At 70.8% G+C, this 19,533-nt stretch carries 17 protein-coding genes; 4 read left to right on the top strand and 13 right to left on the bottom strand.

Going from position 1 to position 19,533, the window contains the following annotated elements; all coding sequences use genetic code 11:
• Positions 1-105: 105 nt before the first annotated feature.
• On the bottom strand, positions 106-1,323 hold the full coding sequence (gene ftsY / locus ACIBTU_RS29045; protein WP_399129479.1) for a signal recognition particle-docking protein FtsY: 1,218 nt from the start codon (positions 1,321-1,323) through the stop codon (positions 106-108).
• A 203-nt stretch (positions 1,324-1,526) separates the two neighbouring features.
• Here ftsY and ACIBTU_RS29040 point away from each other — a divergent pair, with 203 nt between their 5' ends.
• The 3 genes from ACIBTU_RS29040 to ACIBTU_RS29030 are packed head-to-tail and all read left to right on the top strand — an operon-like array spanning position 1,527 to position 4,428.
• Positions 1,527-2,972: a cytosine permease gene (locus ACIBTU_RS29040; RefSeq protein ID WP_399129478.1), complete on the top strand. Its 1,446-nt coding sequence runs from the start codon at positions 1,527-1,529 to the stop codon at positions 2,970-2,972.
• A gap of 56 nt (positions 2,973-3,028) precedes the next feature.
• A complete protein-coding gene (locus ACIBTU_RS29035) occupies positions 3,029-4,000 on the top strand; it encodes an LLM class flavin-dependent oxidoreductase (RefSeq protein ID WP_399129477.1) in 972 nt (323 codons plus the stop codon).
• 50 nt (positions 4,001-4,050) lie between these two features.
• Entirely contained in the window at positions 4,051-4,428 is a 378-nt protein-coding gene (locus tag ACIBTU_RS29030) for a hypothetical protein (protein WP_399129475.1), read from the top strand.
• A gap of 162 nt (positions 4,429-4,590) precedes the next feature.
• Here ACIBTU_RS29030 and ACIBTU_RS29025 read toward each other — a convergent pair whose 3' ends face one another.
• The 4 genes from ACIBTU_RS29025 to ACIBTU_RS29010 all read right to left on the bottom strand — a co-directional run bounded on the left by ACIBTU_RS29025 (position 4,591) and on the right by ACIBTU_RS29010 (position 10,919).
• Positions 4,591-6,006 (bottom strand): sugar porter family MFS transporter, encoded by a 1,416-nt coding sequence (locus tag ACIBTU_RS29025; RefSeq protein WP_399129474.1) that lies wholly within the window; start codon positions 6,004-6,006, stop codon positions 4,591-4,593.
• 239 nt (positions 6,007-6,245) lie between these two features.
• Positions 6,246-9,824, bottom strand: a complete 3,579-nt coding sequence (gene smc / locus ACIBTU_RS29020) for a chromosome segregation protein SMC (protein WP_399129473.1) — start codon at positions 9,822-9,824, stop codon at positions 6,246-6,248.
• Between the two features lie 226 nt (positions 9,825-10,050).
• Entirely contained in the window at positions 10,051-10,257 is a 207-nt protein-coding gene (locus ACIBTU_RS29015) for a hypothetical protein (protein WP_188336629.1), read from the bottom strand.
• A 380-nt stretch (positions 10,258-10,637) separates the two neighbouring features.
• Positions 10,638-10,919, bottom strand: coding sequence for an acylphosphatase (locus ACIBTU_RS29010; protein ID WP_399129472.1), 282 nt, complete (start codon positions 10,917-10,919; stop codon positions 10,638-10,640).
• Between the two features lie 101 nt (positions 10,920-11,020).
• On the opposite strand from ACIBTU_RS29010, the gene ACIBTU_RS29005 reads away from it, so the two are divergent.
• A complete protein-coding gene (locus tag ACIBTU_RS29005; protein ID WP_399129471.1) occupies positions 11,021-12,112 on the top strand; it encodes a CAP domain-containing protein in 1,092 nt (363 codons plus the stop codon).
• A 19-nt stretch (positions 12,113-12,131) separates the two neighbouring features.
• On the opposite strand, the gene mutM is transcribed toward ACIBTU_RS29005, so the two are convergent.
• From mutM to recG, 8 genes are all read right to left on the bottom strand, one after another.
• Positions 12,132-12,992: a bifunctional DNA-formamidopyrimidine glycosylase/DNA-(apurinic or apyrimidinic site) lyase gene (gene mutM, locus ACIBTU_RS29000; protein WP_399129470.1), complete on the bottom strand. Its 861-nt coding sequence runs from the start codon at positions 12,990-12,992 to the stop codon at positions 12,132-12,134.
• A gap of 89 nt (positions 12,993-13,081) precedes the next feature.
• Entirely contained in the window at positions 13,082-13,873 is a 792-nt protein-coding gene (gene rnc / locus ACIBTU_RS28995; RefSeq protein ID WP_188336632.1) for a ribonuclease III, read from the bottom strand.
• Positions 13,874-13,880: 7 nt separating this feature from the next.
• Positions 13,881-14,054 carry a 50S ribosomal protein L32 gene (gene rpmF / locus ACIBTU_RS28990; protein ID WP_030361955.1) on the bottom strand — a complete coding sequence of 58 codons (174 nt, stop codon included), beginning with the start codon at positions 14,052-14,054 and terminating at the stop codon, positions 13,881-13,883.
• Positions 14,055-14,056: 2 nt separating this feature from the next.
• On the bottom strand, positions 14,057-14,746 hold the full coding sequence (locus ACIBTU_RS28985) for a YceD family protein (RefSeq protein WP_399129616.1): 690 nt from the start codon (positions 14,744-14,746) through the stop codon (positions 14,057-14,059).
• 107 nt (positions 14,747-14,853) lie between these two features.
• Positions 14,854-15,942 (bottom strand): ATP synthase F0 subunit B, encoded by a 1,089-nt coding sequence (locus tag ACIBTU_RS28980; protein WP_399129615.1) that lies wholly within the window; start codon positions 15,940-15,942, stop codon positions 14,854-14,856.
• Positions 15,943-16,033: 91 nt separating this feature from the next.
• Positions 16,034-16,513 (bottom strand): pantetheine-phosphate adenylyltransferase, encoded by a 480-nt coding sequence (gene coaD, locus ACIBTU_RS28975; RefSeq protein ID WP_399129469.1) that lies wholly within the window; start codon positions 16,511-16,513, stop codon positions 16,034-16,036.
• 26 nt (positions 16,514-16,539) lie between these two features.
• The gene (gene rsmD, locus ACIBTU_RS28970) at positions 16,540-17,136 is read right to left on the bottom strand and encodes a 16S rRNA (guanine(966)-N(2))-methyltransferase RsmD (protein WP_399129467.1); all 597 of its coding nucleotides are present in this window, start codon (positions 17,134-17,136) and stop codon (positions 16,540-16,542) included.
• A gap of 51 nt (positions 17,137-17,187) precedes the next feature.
• Positions 17,188-19,398, bottom strand: a complete 2,211-nt coding sequence (gene recG, locus ACIBTU_RS28965) for an ATP-dependent DNA helicase RecG (RefSeq protein ID WP_399129466.1) — start codon at positions 19,396-19,398, stop codon at positions 17,188-17,190.
• Positions 19,399-19,533 lie beyond the last annotated feature (135 nt).

The following is a 19,533-nucleotide window of genomic DNA, read 5'->3' as shown; positions in this document are numbered from 1 at the left end:
GCTTTGGCCCCGAAAAGCAGGGTGGGGAACCGCCGGCCACGATCGGCCCGCAGTTCCCCACAGCGCATCCCTCGACGGTGCGGAATCCCGCACCGCGCGGAGTGCCTACTCCCCGATGAGCGCGTCCACGAACGCCTCGGGCTCGAACGGCGCGAGGTCGTCCGGCCCCTCACCGAGCCCGATGAGCTTCACCGGTACGCCCAGCTCGCGCTGGACCGCGATCACGATGCCGCCCTTGGCCGTGCCGTCCAGCTTGGTCAGCACGATGCCGGTGATGTCGACGACCTCGGCGAAGACGCGGGCCTGGACCAGTCCGTTCTGCCCCGTCGTCGCGTCGAGCACGAGCAGCACCTCGTCGAGCGGGGCGTGCTTCTCCACGACGCGCTTGACCTTGCCGAGCTCGTCCATCAGGCCGGTCTTGGTGTGCAGCCGGCCCGCGGTGTCGATGAGGACGACGTCGGCGCCCTCCTCGATGCCCTCCTTGACGGCGTCGAAGGCGATCGACGCGGGGTCGCCGCCCTCGGGGCCGCGCACGGTGCGGGCGCCGACGCGCTCGCCCCAGGTCTGCAGCTGGTCGGCGGCGGCGGCGCGGAAGGTGTCCGCGGCGCCGAGGACGACGTTCTTGCCGTCGGCGACGAGCACGCGCGCGAGCTTGCCGGTGGTGGTGGTCTTGCCGGTGCCGTTGACGCCGACGACCATCACGATGCCCGGGGTGTCCAGGTTCGAGTCCGTGCTCACTGCGCGGTCGAACTCGGGGACGAGCAGCTTGAGGAGCTCCTCGCGCAGCAGGCCGCGCAGCTCTTCCGGGGTGCGGGTGCCGAGCACCTTGACGCGCTCGCGCAGCCGCTCGACGAGCTCCTGGGTGGGCTGCACGCCGACGTCGGCGGTGAGCAGCGTGTCCTCGATCTCCTCCCAGGTGTCCTCGTCGAGGTGCTCGCGGGACAGGAGGGTGAGGAGCCCCTTGCCCAGCGCGTTCTGCGAGCGGGAGAGCCGGGCGCGCAGCCGGACCAGCCGGCCCGCGGTCGGCTCGGGGACCTCGATCTCGGGGGCGGCCGGGGCTTCCTCTGCGGGGGCCTCGACGGGGGCTTCGGTGGCCGGCTCGGCGGCCGGGAGGTCGACCTCCTCGATCGTGCGCCGCGCTTCGTCGCGCGGGGTCTCGGCCTCGTCGCCGACGTGCGGCTCGGCCGGCGGGGCGGCGGTGATGTCGGGCGCCGAGGGCGGCGGCGGAGGCAGCTGCTTCTTCTTGCGGCTGCCGACCACGAGCCCGCCGAGCGCGCCGATCACGACCACGGCGATGACTACAGCAAGGATGACGATGTCCATAACCCGTCCAGTATCAGTCATGGGCCTCGTCCGGGCCGCTCTTGTGACTTCCTCCAAGAGACAAACGCCTCTAGAGGGAACTACTCGGACTAAAGTACGATGGAAGAGGAAGCGTCAACGCGCGTAGAGTCCAACGCGATCGCCTCGCCGGACCGCGACGATCGCCACCGCCCCACCCCCACAGAGGCACGGAACCCCACCGCATGAGCAAGACCGCCGAATCCGAAGGCGCCCTCGAGACCCGCGGCATCGAGCCCGTCCCGGACGCCGAGCGCACCGCCAAGACCCGCGACCTTTTCCCCACCTGGGTCGCGGCCAACATCAGCGTGCTGCTGCTCACGATGGGCGCGAGCCTGGTCGTGGCGTACAAGCTGAACTTCTGGCAGGCCGTCGTCGTCGCGATCGTGGCGCCCGTCGTCTCGTACGGGCTGGTCGGGCTGATCGGCATCGCGGGCAAGCGGGGCGGCGCGCCCGGTATGGCCCTGTCGCGCGCCGTCTTCGGACAGCGCGGCAATCTGCTGCCCGGTTCGCTGATCTGGGTGGCCCGCTGGGGCTGGGAGACGATCAACGCGGTGACGGGGGCCTACGCGGTCCTCACCGTGCTGGACATCCTCTTCGGCATCAAGCAGAACGACGTCCTGGTCGTCATCACCCTGCTGCTCTTCGTGGTGGCGACGTTCGCCATCTCGGGCCTCGGCATCAACGCCGTGCAGAAGTGCAACAAGTACGCGACGTACCTCTTCGGCGCCTTCTCCGTCCTGGTGCTCGTCTACCTGATCGTCGACACCGACTGGTCGAAGGTCTTCCACCAGCCCGCGGGTTCGACGTCCCTGATGGTGGCCGGCATCGGCATGATCGCCGCCGGTGGCGTCAGCTGGATCCCCGCCTCCCCGGACTTCACGCGCTACCTGCCGCGCACGGCCTCCGCCGCCGCGATCGTGCGGAACTCGATCGGGGGCGCCGGCATCGTCGTCCTGCCGATGGTCCTCATGGGTGCCGTGATGGCCGTGTCGACGCCGGACCTGGCCTCGGCCGCCGACCCGGTCTCCTTCCTGGGCGACTTCCTGCCGCTGTGGATCGCGGTGCCGTACCTGCTGATCGCCCTGGTCGGCATGCTGCTGATCAACGCGATGTCGATGTACTCGGCGGGCTTCACCGCGCAGACGCTCGGCTTCAAGGTCCCGCGCCACTGGGCCGTGTCGATCAACGCGCTGATCTCGCTGGTCTTCGGCGCGATCCTGATGCTTGTCGCGACCAGCTTCATGGGCTCGTTCATCGCCTTCCTGTCGCTGCTCGCGGTCGCCTTCTCGGCCTGGGTCGGCGTCTTCGGCGCGGACATGTTCACGCGCAAGCACTACGACGCCGCGGCGCTGATCGACACCACGCGCTCCAGCGCCTACTGGTACAAGGGCGGCTTCTCCCCCGCCGCCGTCATCGCGTGGGCGGTCGGTCTGGTCGCGGGCCTGCTGTTCACGTCCTCGGACTGGTTCACCGGCCCGCTCGCCTCGAACAACTTCCTGGGCGAGTACGGACTCGGCTGGGTCGTCACGATCATCGTCTCGGGTCTGCTGTACCTGGTCCTGCCGAAGCCGGCCGACACGACCACGGCGCCGGACGAGACCGAGAGCGCCGAGCCCCTGGCCGTCTGACGCACCGTCAGCTAACGTCCCCCTTCACACGAGCCCGCGTGAAGGGGGACTTTTCGATGCCCGTCTCCGTCGTACGGTTCAACCTGGTCGATCCGGCCGGCACACCCGAGTCGCTCAGCGCGCGCTACAAGGCGGCGGTGGAGATGGCGGCGTACGCCGACGACCGGGGCGTCGACACGGTGCAGACCGAGGAGCACCACGGCGTCGCCAACAACTGGCTGCCCTCCCCGTTCACCTTCGCGGGCGCGGTCTTCGGCGCCACCCGCCGGATAGCCGTGACGGTCTCGGCGATCATCGGCCCGCTGCACGATCCGCTGCGGCTCGCCGAGGACATCGCCGTCCTGGACCTGGTGAGCGGCGGCCGACTGGTCACGGTGGCGGGGATCGGGTACCGCCCCGAGGAGTACGCCCAGTTCGACGTGGAGTGGAAGCGGCGCGGCAAGCTCCAGGACGAGCTGCTGGAGACGCTGCTCACCGCGTGGACGGGCGAGGAGTTCACCTTCCGCGGCCGGCGCGTGCGCGTCACTCCGCGCCCCTTCACGCAGCCCCACCCGCTGCTCCTGGTGGGCGGCTCCTCGCAGGCGGCCGCGCGCCGTGCGGCCCGGCTCGGCCTGCCGTTCTTCCCGAGCGCCCATCTGCCGGAGCTGGAGCTGTACTACAAGGAGCGGCTGGCCGAGTACGGCACCGAGGGCTGGACGATGATGCCGGCCGAGTCGACGCCGCTGCTGCACCTGTCCGAGGACCCGGACCGCACCTGGGCCGAGCACGGCGAGCACTTCCTGCACGAGGCGCGCACGTACGCGTCCTGGCAGTCGCAGGACATCAAGTCGGCGGTGCGCTCGGGCGCGACGACGGTCGAGGAGCTGCGCGCCGAGGGCGTCTACCGCATCCTCACGCCGGACGAGTGCGTCGCCCAGGGCCTCGACAACTACGTACTGCACCCGCTGTCGGGCGGCATGCCGATCGACGAGGGCTGGCGCAGTCTTCAGCTGTACTGCGAGAGCGTGCTCCCCCGGCTGACGGCCTGAGCACCGTAATTCGCTGGCCGGTCTCATCCACGTAGTGCTGCACTGCCGCCATGAGCCTTCTGGTGGAGGTGTTCGTCCGCGACCCGGACGGCACCCTGCGCATCCTCGACGTCCCCGACGACGTCTACCAGTCGGGCGGCTTCGAGTCCTGGCGGAAGACGGTGTGGGGTTCGGACCTGGTGCGCTCGCTCGGTGCACGACTGCTGCCGCAACTCTCCGCCGACGACCTGTACGCCGAGGCGGACCAGGTGCCGCGACTGCTGGACGAGGTCGCGCTCGTACGGGAGCACCTGGACACGGTGGCGCGCGGCACCCGGCATCCGCGCGAGGTCGAGGAGCACCGGGACCAGATCGCGCACCGGCTGCGCATCATCGAGGCGAGCTGCCACAAGGCGCTGGAGATCGGCGGCGGCGTCCTCATCTGGTGACGTCGTGACCTCGTGACGTCCGAAGTCCCGGAATCGTCCGGCGCCCGGACATGACACCGCCCGCCGTCCGGTGGTCGGGTCCGGGCGGCGGGCGGTGACGGCAGCGGGGGGACGGTAGCGGGGTCTTGGTCCGTCCCCCCGGGTCGGTGGGAGGCGCGGGCGTCAGCCCATCTCCTCCAGGGCCTTGCCCTTGGTCTCCTTCACGAACTTGAGCACGAAGGGGATGGAGAGCGCGGCGAAGATCGTGTAGATGACGTACGTGGCGGAGAGGTTCCAGTCGGCCAGCGACGGGAAGCTCGCGGTGATGGCCCAGTTGGCGATCCACTGGGCCGAGGCGGCCACGCCGAGGGCCGCGGCACGGATCTTGTTCGGGAACATCTCGCCGAGGAAGACCCAGACCACGACACCCCACGAGAGGGCGAAGAAGAGGACGAACACGTGGGCGGCGACCAGCGCGACCCAGCCCTGGGTGCTGGGCAGCTTGCCGTCCACCAGGTCGAAGGAGAACGCCCAGGCCTCCAGGGCGAGACCGACGACCATGCCGACCGAGCCGATGAGGGCGAGCGGCCTGCGGCCGATGCGGTCGACGAAGATCATCGCGATCACGGTGCCGACGATGTTGATGATCGACGTGGTGAACGAGTAGAAGAACGAGTCGCTCGGGTCGACGCCGACGGACTGCCACAGCGTCGAGGAGTAGTAGAACGCGACGTTGATGCCGACGAACTGCTGGAAGACCGAGAGGCCGATGCCGACCCAGACGATCGGCTTGAAGAAGAAGCTCCCGCCGAGCAGGTCCTTGAACGTGGACTTGTGCTCGCTCTTCATGGCGTGCTCGATCTCGAGGACGCGGAGGTCCAGATCGACGTCCTTGCCCTCGACCTCTTCGAGGACCTTGCGGGCCCTCTCGTCCTTGCCCGCGGAGATCAGGTAGCGCGGCGACTCGGGGATGGCGAAGGAGAGCATCCCGTAGAGGATCGCCGGGACGACCATGACGCCGAGCATGACCTGCCAGGCTTCCAGGCCCATGAGCTCGCCGCGCTGGTCGCCGCCCGCGGCGTTGAGCAGGCCCCAGTTGACGAGCTGGGAGATGGCGATGCCGACGACGATGGCCGCCTGCTGGAAGGAGCCGAGCCGGCCGCGGTAGGCGGGCGGGGCGACCTCGGCGATGTAGGCCGGGCCGATGACGGAGGCCATGCCGATGGCGAAGCCGCCGATGATCCGCCAGAAGGCGAGGTCCCACAGGGCGAACGGCAGGGCGGAGCCGACGGCGCTGATGGTGAACAGCACGGCGGCGATCTGCATGCAGCGGATACGGCCGATGCGGTCGGCGATGCGGCCCGCGGTGGCGGCGCCGATGGCACAGCCGATCAGGGCGATGGCGATGACCTGGGCGAGGGCGGCGGAGCCGATGTCGTACCGGTCGCGGATGGCCTCGACGGCGCCGTTGATCACGGAACTGTCGTAGCCGAAGAGGAAGCCGCCCATCGCGGCGGCGGCCGCGATGAAGATGACATGGCCCAGATGCTCGGGGTGCGCTTCCCGGGCTCCGGACTTCGGTGGCGCAGTGTCGGTCACGTGTACTCCTCGGGCCACCGGCTGCACTGCCGGGGGTGGGGGCGAGCCCTTCCAGTGGCGCACAACTTCACGCCGCCCACCACCTGAAGGTAAAAGCAACGTTGCAGAGACTATGCCTTCAAGTTTCGAAGTCAATACTTCGAGTGCTGTGAACTTCTAGGCATGCCGAGCCGCATTGAGTTCAAGAGTTGAAGACACTGTGAAGGCAGAACCGCCGGCCGTCAGGGCCTGGACTCAGCTCACCGCAGGCGCTGGCTGATGACCTTCGAGACGCCGTCGCCCTGCATGGAGACGCCGTACAGCGCGTCGGCCACCTCCATCGTGCGCTTCTGGTGCGTGATGACGATCAGCTGCGAGGCCTCCTGCAGCTCCTGCATGATGCGGATCAGCCGCTGCAGGTTGGTGTCATCGAGGGCCGCCTCGACCTCGTCCATCACGTAGAAGGGGCTGGGCCGCGCCTTGAAGATGGAGACGAGCAGCGCCACGGCGGTCAGCGAGCGCTCGCCGCCCGAGAGCAGGCTCAGCCGCTTGACCTTCTTGCCCGGCGGGCGGGCCTCGACGTCGACGCCCGTGGTGAGCATGTTGTCGGGATCGGTCAGGATCAGCCGCCCGTCACCACCCGGGAACAGCCGGCTGAAGACCCCCTCGAACTCGCGCGCCGTGTCCCGGTACGCCTCGGTGAAGACCTGCTCGACGCGCTCGTCGACCTCCTTCACCACCTGAAGCAGGTCGGCCCGCGTCTTCTTCAGGTCCTCCAGCTGCTCGCTGAGGAACTTGTGCCGCTCCTCCAGTGCGGCGAACTCCTCCAGGGCCAACGGATTCACCTTGCCGAGCTGCTGGTAGGCGCGCTCGGCGGCCTTGAGCCGCTTCTCCTGCTCCGAACGGACGAACGGCCGCGGCTGGTTGCGCGGGTGCTCCGGATCCTCGGGCCCCGCGGCGGAGCCGCTGATGTCCGCAGCCTCGCCCTCGGCCGGCAGCGAGGGCGGCACGGGCTGGTCCGGGCCGTAGTCCGCGACGAGCCCGGCCGGTTCGACGCCGAGCTCCTCCAGCGCCTTGGTCTCCAGCTGCTCGATCCGCAGCCGCTTCTCGGCGCCGAGCACCTCGCCGCGGTGCACCGAGTCCGTCAGCTTGTCCAGCTCCGCCTTGAGGTCGCGGCCGCGGGACCGCTCGGCGACGAGGTCCTGCTCCCGGCCGGCCTTGGCCCGCTCGGCGAGCACCCGCTCCTGGTCGGCCCGGGCGATGGACACCTCGACGTGCGCGAGGAGCTGGCGGGCGCCGGACGCGACGGCCGACGCGACGGCGGCCTCGTGCCGGAGCCGGGCGCGCTGCCGCTCCGCACGCGCGCGTGCCTCGCGCTCGGCGCGGGCGGCCCGGTCGAGCGAGTCGGCCCGCCCCGCGAGCCCCTTCACCCGCTCCTCGTGGGTACGGGTCTGGAGCCGGGCCTCCATCTCGGTCTGGCGTGCGTTGGCCCCGTCGGCCGAGAGCCGGTCGCGCACGGAGGTGTCGGGCTCCTCGTCGGCGGGCTGCTCCTCGGCGACGGCGAGCCGCTCGGCGAGCTCCTCCGCGTCCAGGACGGCCTGGTCGAGCGCGTCCTGCGCCTTGGCGGCCGCCGCGGCGCTGCGCTCGGCCTCCCCCGCGGCGCCGCGGGCCTGCCCGGCGAGCCGGCCGAGCTGCTGGGCCCGCCCGGAACGTTCCCGTTCCACGGCGCGCTGCCGCTGCCCCAACTCCTCGACCAGCGCGGCGCACTCCGTACGGCGCTCGGCCGCGACGCGCTGGGCGACGGCGAGCTCCTCGCACTGCGCGGAGAGGCGCTCCAGTTCGGCGGCGGCCTCGTCGACCGACGCCTGCACTTCCAGGAGGCTGGGCGCGCCGGCGGACCCGCCCTGCGCGAAGTGCGCCCCGAGCAGGTCTCCTTCGGCGGTCACGGCGGTCAGTGCGGGGCGCGCGTAGACGAGGTCCTCGGCGTCCTCCAGGGTGCCGACGACCACGATGCCGCGCAGCAGATGCCGTACGGCGGGCATCAACTCGGCGGGGCCGCGCACCAGTTCGGCGGCGGGCGTCGTGCCGTCCGGTGCCGGGGCGAGGGGCTCCGCGTCCGCTTCGGAGGCGAGCAGCAGGGCCGCCCGTCCCGCGTCCTGCTTGCGCAGCAGTCGCATGGCCTCGGCGGCGGCAGCGGGGGTGGCGACGGCGATCGCGTCGGCGGCGGCGCCGAACGCGGCGGCGATCGCGACCTCGTGGCCGGGCGTCACGGTGAGCAGTTCGGCGGCGGGCCCGAGCAGTCCGGTGAGCCGGTCGCGGGCGCCGAGCAGCGCGCCGGTGCCGTCCTTGCGGCGCAGTCCGAGCGCGAGCGCCTCGTGGCGGGCGGCGGTGGCGGCGCGGCTGCGCTCGGCGGCGGTGAGGGCCTCGCGCGCGGCCCCGAGCGCGGCCTCGGCCTCGGCGAGCGCGGCGCGGGCGGCCTCGTGCCGCTCGGTGAGCTCCGCGTCCCCGGCGTCGAGCCCGTCGACCTCGGCCTGGAGCTCCTCGTACTCCTCCTGCGCGGTGACCGCCCGCTGCTCGGCCTCGTCCCGGGCGGAGGCCAGCCGGTCGATCTCGGCCCGCGCGGAGGCGGCCCGGCCGCGGGCGGCGTCGGCCTGTCCCTGGAGCCGGGCGAGTCCCTCGCGGCGATCGGCGATGGCGCGGGCGGCGTCCTTGAGGCGGCGCTCCTCGACGGCCAGCTCGCGCTCCAGCTCGGCGCGGTGGGCGATCGTCTCGTCGAGCGCGGTCTGCGCGGCTTCGAGGGCGGCCTCCAGCTCGGCCTCCTGCTCACGCACGCGCGCGGCCTCGCGTTCGAGATCCTCGGGGTCGCGGCCGCGCCGCTCCTCGGCCGGGACGGAGGTCGCGCTCTTCACGCGCGCGTCGGCGAGGGAGACGGTGCCGCGCACCCGCTCGGCGAGTTGCGACAGTTCGTACCAGCTCTGCTGGGCGCGCTGGAGGCGGGGCGTCAGCTGCCGCACCTCGTCCTCCAGATGACCTTCACGCTGGAGAGCCTTCTTCAGTTCCTCCTCGGCCGTGTCCTTGCGCCGTTTCAGTTCGGCCTCGTCGGCGATCTCGGCGCTGAGCGCCTCCCGCATCCTGACGAGGTCGTCGGCGAGCAGGCGCAGGCGGGCGTCGCGCAGGTCGGCCTGGATGAAGGCGGCGCGGCGGGCGACGGCGGCCTGGCGTCCGAGCGGCTTGAGCTGGCGGCGCAGTTCGTCGGTGAGGTCCTGCACGCGCGCGAGGTTGGCCTGCATCGCGTCCAGCTTCCGCAGCGCCTTCTCCTTGCGCTTGCGGTGCTTGAGGACGCCGGCCGCCTCCTCGATGAAGGCGCGCCGGCCCATGGGATCGGCGTGCAGGACGGAGTCGAGCTGCCCCTGGCCGACGATGACGTGCATCTCGCGGCCGATGCCGGAGTCGGAGAGCAGGTCCTGGATGTCGAGGAGCCGGCAGGTGTCCCCGTTGATCTGGTACTCGCTGCCGCCGTTGCGGAACATGATCCGCGTGATGGTGACCTCGGCGTACTCGATGGGGAGCGCCCCGTCGGAGTTGTCGATGGTCAGCGACACCTCGGCGCGGCCCAGCGGCGGGCGGCCGGTGGTGCCGGCGAAGATGACGTCCTCCATCTTGCCGCCGCGCAGGGACTTGGCGCCCTGCTCGCCCATGACCCAGCTCAGGGCGTCCACGACATTGGACTTGCCCGAGCCGTTGGGTCCCACGACGCAGGTGATGCCCGGCTCGAACCGCAGAGTGGTGGCCGAGGCGAACGATTTGAACCCGCGCAGGGTCAAAGCCTTGAGGTGCACGCCGTCGGACTTTACCGGGCGCCCCTGTCTCACTCCATGAACCCACGGTTTCACCCAGGAGGGCGCAGGGCACACCAGACCTTGAAGAACGTCTCGCGGGAGGGGACGGGGGGAAGAAAGAAGGGACGCCGGGGCGCCCCTTGGGTATCTCTGGCACCTGTCTCTGGTGCGTATCTGTCAGCGGCTGATACGAGCAGCCCGACCACGTACGGCGTGGAACATGTGGTCAGGTGAGCGCAGGCTCCGCCTGGGGTACGTCGATGCCCTCGATGAGAGAGTCGTGAGAAGCGGTGGCTGCCGCGAGCGCGTCGTTCTCGGCCTGGATCCGGACAAGCTCGGATTCCAGGTCCTGTACACGCTGCTGGAGCCGTCGCATCTCGGCGAGGAGTCGCGGGTCGCTGCCGCCGACGTAACCGAGAAGCGCCTTTGCCATGATGGATGGTCCTCCACACTGAGTGACCGACCGAATCGGTGTGGGTCGTGAGGGAATCGCACCCGCGGTGCTTGGCACTTCTTGTCGTGCTGCCGTTCTCACATGCCAAACAGCTAAGGTGCGCGGGGCTTCCAGAGTCTCACCAAAAAGTTTGACGGTCAACACGATCACACCCCGTATTCGCGGGCATCCCGGGGGCTTCGCGCCGGAGAACGTGCGGCGCGGCCTGACCGTCGGGGCCCTGGGGGCGTGGAGATCATCCGTACTCCCGGAGCCTGCCACGAGTCCCTCTTCTTGGCAACCACCAGGGGCTTTTCGCTCGGAGCGCTTGCCCGGGGCATACGCACAGCGGGTGCCCGGAGGGCCGCTCGCGGTGACCGTCAGCGGATCGCGAACCCCTCGTAACCCCCGCGCGGCGTGTCCCAGATCTCAGTCACACCCTCGACGCGGCCGGGAGTGTCGCCGTCGTGGAGCCAGTCGAGGAGCTGCTGACAGGCCGCGCGCGACCCCTCGGCGACCACCTGGACCCGTCCGTCGTCCAAATTGAGAGCAAAACCACTCAGACCGCCGATCTCCAGGGCGCGCGCCCTGGTGAACCAGCGAAAACCCACACGTTGGACGCGTCCTCGCACCCATGCGGTGAGTCGTACGTGTTCGTTCATGGCTGCACGCTAACCGGCCAAATGCACTCGGAGCACCTCACCCCCTTGTGTTCTGGGGTACCGTCGCGGACCGATGAGGCTCACTCGTACGGGTGAGGCTCATGGACCACCGCGAGGACGAGGAAGGCCAGCACATGGGACGCCACCGACGCTCCGCCGCCGGACGCGCCGCCACGGGCCGCGCCGCGGAGACCACACCCGACGCGTACGGCACCGACCACCCGGGCTCCCCCGGTGGCGTGCACGGCGCCGAGGGTTCCCCCGCACACCCTCTTTACGCTCCGTTCGACGAGCCCGAGGCCTTCGGCGCCGAGGCTCCGGCCGGCGCCGCGGGTGAGGGTCCGCGTGTGCACCACCGCCGCAAGCGCGGCGTCCCGGTCCGGGCCGGACTGCTCGGTGTCTCCGCCGCCGTCGCCCTGGGCGCGGTCGCGGTGACCTCGGGTCTGATACCGGGGACCGACAGCCTCAGGCTCGGCGGCGACCACGGTGTCAACAAGGTGCGGGCCGCCGGCTCCTCCCCCAGTGTGGAGGCGCAGGGCGGCACGGACGGCGCGCTCGTGGAGCGCTCGCCCTCCTCCGCGAGCCGTGACACCGAGCGCGCGACCCCTTCGAAGGCGACCCCGTCGAAGGGGGCCCCGTCCCCGTCCGCACCGTCCAAGAGCGCGTCGCCGACGCCGTCCCGCACCCCGTCGAAGAAGGCGGAGCCGTCACGGACGCCGTCCGCCGCGCCCTCGACGAAGAGCGCGAGCCCCTCGACGTCCGCCCCCGAGCGCAGGACCCCGGTGCCCGCCGTCCCCGCTCCCGCGAAGACCGCCGTGCCCTCGGCCGCGGCGCAGGTCGTGACGCTCGTCAACCAGGAGCGGGCCAAGGTCGGTTGCTCCCCCGTCACGTCGGACAGCGGCCTCGCCGCGCTGGCCTCGGACTTCAGCTCCGACATGGCCGCGCGGGACTTCTTCGACCACACGGACCCGGACGGCGCGACGCCGTGGGACCGCGCCAAGGAAGCCGGCATCACCGACCTCGGCGGCGAGAACATCGCACGCGGCCAGGCCGACGCGCAGTCCGTCATGGACGCGTGGATGAGCAGCGCCGGCCACAAGGCCAACATCCTGAACTGCGACTTCAAGACCATCGGCGTCGGCGTGCACTTCGGCGCGGGCGGCCCGTGGTGGACGCAGGACTTCGGCTACTGATTGCCTGGCCGGGCGAGCCCTACGGGGTGACCCGCGGCGGTCGCTGACAGCGCGGGCAGTAGTAGCTGGACCGGTTCATCCAGGGGCGGCGCCGCATCGGGGTGCCGCACCGCCGGCACGGCAGCCCCTCGCGTCCGTACGCGTCCAGGGACCGGTCGAAGTAGCCCGACTCCCCGTTGACGTTCACGTAGAGCGCGTCGAAACTCGTGCCGCCGACGGCGAGCGCCGCGTTCATCACATCCCGTACGTGGCCGAGGAGTTCGGCGGTGCGCGGGCGGGTGAGCGTGGCCGTCGGGCGTTCGTAGTGCAGCTTCGCGCGCCACAGTGCCTCGTCGGCGTAGATGTTGCCGACGCCGCTGATCAGCGACTGGTCGAGCAGGGCGCGCTTGAGGGTGGTGCGCTTGGCTCGCAGCGCGGTGTGGAAGGCGGCGTCGTCGAACAGCGGGTCGAGCGGGTCGCGGGCGATGTGCGCGATGACGTCCGGCAGTCCGTCGGGGGTGTTCTCGTGCAACGAGAGGCCGCCGAAGGTGCGCTGGTCGACGAAGCGCAGCTCCGTGCCGAGATCGTCGGCGAACCTGATCCGCACCCGCAGGTGCTTCTCGTCCGGGGCGTCGTGCGGCTGCACCAGGAGCTGGCCGCTCATCCCGAGGTGGGCGAGAACCGAGGTGTGGGTGGTCTCCAGGGGGAGCCAGAGGTACTTGCCCCGGCGCATCGGCTCACCGATCCGCTGCCCCTTGAGCCGGTGCGCGAAGTCCTCGCCGCCGGCGACATGGCGGCGGACCGCGCGCGGGTGCAGCACCTCGGCATCCTCGACGGTGCGCTGGGCCACCCAGCGGGCCAGGCCGCGCCGTACGACCTCCACTTCGGGCAGCTCGGGCACGGGGTTCCTCCGGAGGGGTCACGATCCAAGGCAAAGGCGCCTGCCCCACCGGCGGGAAACCGGCAGGACAGGCGCAAGGAAGCGGCGGACTAGGCGCCTGCGGCGGTCTCCGCCTCGGCGGCCTTGGCCCGCTCGTCCGCGGCCGCGCGAATGGCGCGCCACGCGGACTCGGCAGCCTGCTGCTCCGCTTCCTTCTTGCTGCGGCCGGTGCCGGTGCCGTACGAGACGCCTCCGACGCGGGCGGCAGCAGTGAAGGTCTTCTCGTGGTCCGGGCCCGTCTCGGAGACCAGGTACTCGGGGACACCGAGTCCTTCGGTCGCCGTGAGTTCCTGGAGACTGGTCTTCCAGTCCAGGCCGGCACCCAGATTCGAGGACTTCTCGATCAACGGGTCGAACAGTCGGTGAACGAGCTCACCGGCCGCGTCCAGACCCTGGTCCAGATAGACGGCGCCGATCACCGCTTCAAGGGTGTCGGCGAGGATGGACGCCTTGTCCCGGCCGCCCGTGCCCTCTTCGCCCCGGCCGAGCCGGATGAAGGAGCCCAGGTCCAGCCCGCGGCTGACCTCCGCAAGCGCACGCGAATTGACCACCGCGGCCCGCAGCTTGGCCAGTTGGCCTTCAGGCAGGTCGGGGTGGGTGCGGTAGAGGGTGTCCGTGACCACGAGGCCGAGCACGGAGTCCCCGAGGAACTCCAGACGCTCGTTCGTGGGCAGGCCACCGTTCTCGTACGCGTACGAGCGATGGGTCAGCGCACGCACCAGAAGGGCGGACTCGAGCTTGTACCCGAGCCGCCCTTCCAGAAGCGTGTGGGACGAGGCTGTGGTGTCCACCTTTTTCTTGGCGTCATCCGCCTTCTTGGGGCTCGACACTGTGCCTCTCACCAGCCGCTCAGACCTCGAGGACCTGGCGCTTGTTGTAGGTACCGCAAGCCGGGCACGCGATGTGCTGCAGCTTGGGCTCCTGGCAACGCTCACACGAAACCAGGGTGGGGACCGCAGCCTTCCACTGCGACCGGCGGTGGCGCGTGTTGCTGCGCGACATCTTCCGCTTCGGAACAGCCACGGCTACTTCTCCTGCTTCTCGTCGACGCCCGCTTCCGCTTCGGCGCCGCTCATCTCGTCCTTCTCGCCGTCCTGGATGGTGCCAGCGAGTCCCTGCAGTGCCGCCCAACGGATGTCGACGGCGTCGTGGTGGTGGTCCGGGTCGTCCGCGAGACGCACTCCGCATTCGGAGCACAGACCCTCACAGTCTTCCTGGCACACCGGCTGCATCGGCAGTGCGAGCACCACCGCATCACGCAGCACAGGCTCGAGGTCGAACAGGCCGTCCTCGAGAGAGAGACTGTCCTCGTCGTCCTCGGCGTCGTCGCCGGCGTCGTCCTTGGGACGGCCCCGGTCGTCGGCGTCAGGGTACGAGAACATCTCCTGGAAGTCCGCGTCGACCTCTTGGTCGAGCGGCTCCAGACACCTTACGCACTCCCCCTTGGCCGATGCACGGGCGGTGCCTGTGACAAGCACCCCTTCCATGACCGACTCGAGGCGGAGGTCGAGCTCCACCGGGGCGCCTTCCGGCACCTCGATGACTCCCTGGATACCGAAGTCCTTGGGAGCGCCGACCGTGCGGGACAGCCGCTGCATGGCACCAGGACGCCGGCCCAGCTCGTGCGTATCGAACACGAGAGGATTGCGGTGGTCGAGGTGGGTGTTCAGGGCTGGTCCCGCTTTCGTTCTTCGAAGCTCATGAAGCGCCGCCACGATCTTTCCGGGCAGCTCAGGACGCACGTGTACGCGCGACCGAACGCCCAGGATACTGGACCATTCGCTCTCGGCCCAATCCGGCCCCGGTCCCCGGTCGGAACCGGTCAGCGGCCCTGCTCGTACTGCCGCTCGTACTCCCGCACCTGATCCATGTTGATCATGCTGGTGTCGAAGAGGCTGGTCTCGTCGAGCACCCCGCCCTGGTCCTGTTGCGCCGCGGCCTGCGGCTGCTCGGACTGCTGCGGGTACCCGTACTGCTGGTACTGCTCCTGCTGCGCCGCGTACGGATCCTGCTGCTGGTACCCGTACGGGTCCGGCTGCTGCTGAGGCTGCTGCGGGTACCCGGCGTAGGCGTCCTGCTGCCCGTAGCCCTGCTGCTGGTAGGCGTACGGGTCCGGCTGCTGGGCGTACGCGGCGACGGGCTGCTGGGCCGGGATCTGCGGGGTCTCGGGCTGCCGCGTCTCCTGGGCGCCGATCTCGGCGAGGCCGGCGAGGTAGTCGGCGTCGCTGGTGTGCGCCTGCGCGCCGCCCTCGCCGTCGAGCGTCAGCGCGCCCAGGTCGTCGCTGGCGATCCGGCCGTGCAGCTTCTGGCGGCCCTTGCCGACGGCGTCCAGGGTCTTGGCGAGCACCGCCTCGAAGGCGCCGAGCTTGGCGTCCACGTAGGAGTCGGCGTCCCGGCGCAGGGTCTCGGGGTCCTGGCTGCGCTCGGGGGCGTCCTCGTCCTCGTAGCCGTGCTCGTCCGTGCCGGGGCCGGTGCCGAGCAGCTTCTCGCGGCCGCGGCCGACCGAGCCGAGCGTCTTGTTGAGGACGACCTCGAAGTTGGCGAGCTTCGAGTCGACGTAGTCGTCGGCCTCGGCACGGACCTCCTCCGCCTCCTGGCGGGCCTCGGCCAGGATGCGGTCGGCCTCGTCCTGCGAGCGGCGGGCGATCTCCGTGTCGGCGATCAGCGTGCCGCGCTCGGTGTGCGCGGTCTCGATGATCCGCTCGGCCTCGGCGCGGGCCTGCTCGACCATCTGCTCGCGCCCGCCGATCAGCTCCTGGGCCTGGGCGAGGGAGCCGGGCAGCGCCTGGCGCACCTCGTCGAGCATCGAGAGCAGGTCGGCGCGGTTGACCACGCACGAGGCCGACATGGGCATGGACCGGGCGCTGCCGACCGCGGCGACGATCTCGTCGAGCTTCTTCTGGACGTCCACCGTGTGCTCGCCACTCTCTCGTCTGCTCACAGGGGTGTGAGGGGTGTTGGAGACGGACGGGACGACTGTATGCCCAACTGGTGCGTGCGTGTCACTTCTTGGGGAGGCGCTCGGTCAACGCCTCGTGCACGACCGGCGGGACCAGGTGCGACACGTCTCCGCCCCAGGCCGCGACCTCCTTGACCAGCGAGGAGGACAGGAAGCTGTAGGTGGGGTTGGTGGGGACGAAGAGGGTCTCGACGCCCGAGAGGCCGTTGTTCATCTGGGCCATCTGCAGCTCGTAGTCGAAGTCGCTGACCGCGCGCAGGCCCTTCACGATGGCCGGGATGTCGCGCTGCTTGCAGAAGTCGACGAGCAGGCCGTGGAAGGCCTCCACCTCGACGTTGCCGAACTCGGCGGTGACCTCGCGGATCAGCTCGATCCGCTCCTCGACCTCGAAGAGGCCCTTCTTCGACTGGTTGATCATCACCGCGACGTGCACGACGTCGTAGAGCTTGGAGGCTCGGGCGATGATGTCGAGGTGGCCGTTGGTGATGGGGTCGAACGACCCGGGACAGACTGCGCGGCGCACGGGAAGTCCCTCGCTCTCCGGTCCGGTCATCGTGCGTCGTCGCACGTGAGGCTGGCGGTCAAGGCGGCGCGACCGTACCAAAACGTTCCCTCGCCGTAACGCCGGGACCTCAATGCCTCGAAGCCGTCCGGCCAGCGGAAGTCGCCGCCTCTCGTACTGCGTTCAACGGTGACGAGCGCAGCGTCCGTGAGCCAGCCCTGAGTGCGGAGTGTGAGCAGAATCTCGCGAAGATCGTCGTCCGAGACCGCGTACGGAGGGTCGAGAAAGACCAGGTCGTAGGGGGTGGCGGGGGCGGGGCCCGCGACGATCTGCTCCGCCTTGCCGGTACGCGCCTCCGCGCCGGGCAGGCCGAGCGCCTTGATGTTCTCCCGGATCGTGCGGGAGGCGCGGGCGTCGGCCTCGACGAGCAGGGCGTGGGCCGAGCCCCGGGAGAGTGCCTCCAGGCCGACGGCTCCCGAGCCCGCGTACAGGTCGGCGACGCGAGTGCCGTCGAGGGTGCCGAGCAGGGCCTGCCAGGTGGAGAAGAGGCCCTCGCGCGCGCGGTCGGAGGTGGGGCGGGTGCCGTTGCCCGGCGGCACGGCCAGGCGGCGTCCGCCGGCGCGTCCGGCGATCACGCGGGTCATCTCGTTCCTCGGCCCTTCGGGATTCGGGGGTGGGTGGTGTCACCCAGTGTCTCAGCCCTTCTCGAGGTACTGCTCCCGCTCCTCGTCCAGGAGGGCGTCCAGGGCGGTGCGCAGTCCGGGCAGGTGCTCGAGGTCCGGGTCGGCGGTGACCACCTTGGTCGCCTCCTCGCGGGCCTCGGCGATGATCTCCTCGTCCTCGATGACGGCGAGCACCCGCAGGGACGAGCGGACACCGGACTGGGCCTGGCCGAGGACGTCGCCCTCGCGGCGCTGCTCCAGGTCGATCCGGGAGAGCTCGAAGCCGTCGAGGGTGGCGGCGACGGCGCCGAGGCGGGCGCGCGCGGGGCTGGCCTCGGGCATCTCGGTGACCAGGAGGCACAGGCCGGCCGCCGAGCCGCGGCCGACACGGCCGCGCAGCTGGTGGAGCTGGGAGACGCCGAAGCGGTCGGCGTCCATGATCACCATGGCGGTCGCGTTCGGCACGTTCACCCCCACCTCGATGACGGTGGTCGCGACGAGGACGTCGGTCTCGCCCGCGGCGAAGCGGCGCATCACCGCGTCCTTGTCGTCGGGCTGCATCCGGCCGTGCAGGACCTCGACCGTGAGTCCCTGGAGCGGCCCGCGCGCGAGCTGCTCGGCCACCTCCAGGACGGCGAGCGGCGGCCGCTTCTCGGCCTCGTCCTCGGGGGACTTCTTGGCGGCCTTGCCCTTCTTGGGCTTCTCGTCCTCGTCGTCGCCGATGCGGGGGCAGACCACGTAGGCCTGATGCCCGTTGCCCACTTCCTCGCGTACGCGCTCCCACGCGCGCGTGAGGAAGTGGGGCTTGTCGGCGGCGGGGACGACGTGGGTGGCGATCGGTGAGCGTCCGGCCGGCAGCTGGTCGAGGACGGAGGTCTCCAGGTCGCCGAAGACGGTCATGGCGACCGTGCGCGGGATCGGCGTGGCCGTCATGACGAGGAGGTGCGGGGGCTGCTTGCCCTTGGAGCGCAGGGCGTCGCGCTGCTCCACGCCGAAGCGGTGCTGCTCGTCGACGACGACGAGGCCGAGGTCGTGGAACTGGACCTTGTCCTCGATCAGGGCGTGCGTGCCGATGACGACGCCGGCCTCGCCGGTGGTCAGGTCGAGCAGCGCCTTGCGGCGGGCGGCGGCGCCCATGGAGCCGGTGAGGAGGACGACCTTGGTGGAGTGCTCGATCCCGCCGAGCATGCCGCCCTCGGCGAGCTCGCCCATCATCTCGGTGACGGACCGGTGGTGCTGCTGGGCGAGGACCTCGGTGGGAGCGAGCATGGCCGCCTGCCCGCCCGCGTCGACGACGGCGAGCATGGCGCGCAGGGCGACCATCGTCTTGCCGGAGCCCACTTCGCCTTGGAGCAGCCGGTGCATCGGGTGCTCCGTGGCCAGGTCGTCGAAGATCTCGCGGGAGACCTTCTGCTGGCCTTCGGTGAGGGTGAACGGGAGCTTCGCGTCGAACGCGGTGAGCAGTCCGTCGGGCTTCGGTACGCGCGCGACGGCGCTGAGCTGGGTGTCGGCGAACCGGCGCCGGGCGAGGGCGACTTGGAGGACGAACGCCTCGTCCCACTTGAGGCGGGCGCGGGCGTCCTCGATGTCGGCCTTGGTGTGCGGCCGGTGGATCTTGAGCAGCGCCTCGGTGAGCGGGACCAGGCCGCGGCCCTCGCGCAGGGACTCCGGGAGCGGGTCGAGGGCTTCCGTGGCGCTGGGCAGGACGAGGTCGACGGCCTTGGCGATCTTCCAGGACTCCAGCTTGGCGGTGGCCGGGTAGATCGGCAGGAGGGCGCCGGCCCAGGAGCCGACGGTCTCGGCCGCTTCCTGCGAGGAGTCGGCCTGCAGCAGCTGGTAGGCGGGGTGGGCCAGCTGCATCTTGCGGTTGAAGACGCCGACCTTGCCGGCGAACATCGCGCGCGTGCCCGGCAGCAGGTCCTTGTGCGGCTTGTGGATGCCGCGGCCGAAGAAGACGAGCTGGACCTGTCCGCTGCCGTCGGTGATGGTGACCTCGAGGCGCTGCCCGCTGCCGCCGTTGAACCTCAGGACGCGGGCGGTCTCGACCTGGGCGACGACGGTGACGTGCTCGTCGAGCGGCAGGTCGGCGAGGCGGGTGAGCTCGCCGCGCTCGGCGTATCTGCGTGGGTAGTGGTGCAGCAGGTCACCGACGGTGTGCAGGCCTAGGTGCTCGGCCATCACCTTCGCGGTGGCGGGACCGAGCGCTTTCTTCAGCGGTTCTTCGAGCGCGGGCACGAGATCCATTGCACACCACGCCACTGACAATCACCGACCACCGCCGGTGCCCGCCGGGAATCCGCTGGTCACGAGCGGCTCGCCGGACCTAGGATGACCGGCTCCGGCCCTTGATCGCGGTCACCTCCCGTGGTGCCGCCCGAC

Source organism: Streptomyces sp. NPDC050145 (assembly GCF_044460245.1).
Taxonomy (GTDB): domain Bacteria; phylum Actinomycetota; class Actinomycetes; order Streptomycetales; family Streptomycetaceae; genus Streptomyces.
This window is presented reverse-complemented; position numbering and strand designations above follow the sequence as displayed.

Excerpts from the sequence above, each read along its gene's own strand:
- ftsY (WP_399129479.1), bottom strand. The coding sequence starts at position 1,323 with ATGGACATCGTCATCCTTGCTGTAGTCATCGCCGTGGTCGTGATCGGC.
- ACIBTU_RS29040 (WP_399129478.1), top strand. The coding sequence starts at position 1,527 with ATGAGCAAGACCGCCGAATCCGAAGGCGCCCTCGAGACCCGCGGCATC.
- ACIBTU_RS29035 (WP_399129477.1), top strand. The coding sequence starts at position 3,029 with ATGCCCGTCTCCGTCGTACGGTTCAACCTGGTCGATCCGGCCGGCACA.
- ACIBTU_RS29030 (WP_399129475.1), top strand. The coding sequence starts at position 4,051 with ATGAGCCTTCTGGTGGAGGTGTTCGTCCGCGACCCGGACGGCACCCTG.
- ACIBTU_RS29015 (WP_188336629.1), bottom strand. The coding sequence starts at position 10,257 with ATGGCAAAGGCGCTTCTCGGTTACGTCGGCGGCAGCGACCCGCGACTC.
- ACIBTU_RS29010 (WP_399129472.1), bottom strand. The coding sequence starts at position 10,919 with ATGAACGAACACGTACGACTCACCGCATGGGTGCGAGGACGCGTCCAA.
- ACIBTU_RS29005 (WP_399129471.1), top strand. The coding sequence starts at position 11,021 with ATGGACCACCGCGAGGACGAGGAAGGCCAGCACATGGGACGCCACCGA.
- rsmD (WP_399129467.1), bottom strand. The coding sequence starts at position 17,136 with ATGACCCGCGTGATCGCCGGACGCGCCGGCGGACGCCGCCTGGCCGTG.
- recG (WP_399129466.1), bottom strand. The coding sequence starts at position 19,398 with ATGGATCTCGTGCCCGCGCTCGAAGAACCGCTGAAGAAAGCGCTCGGT.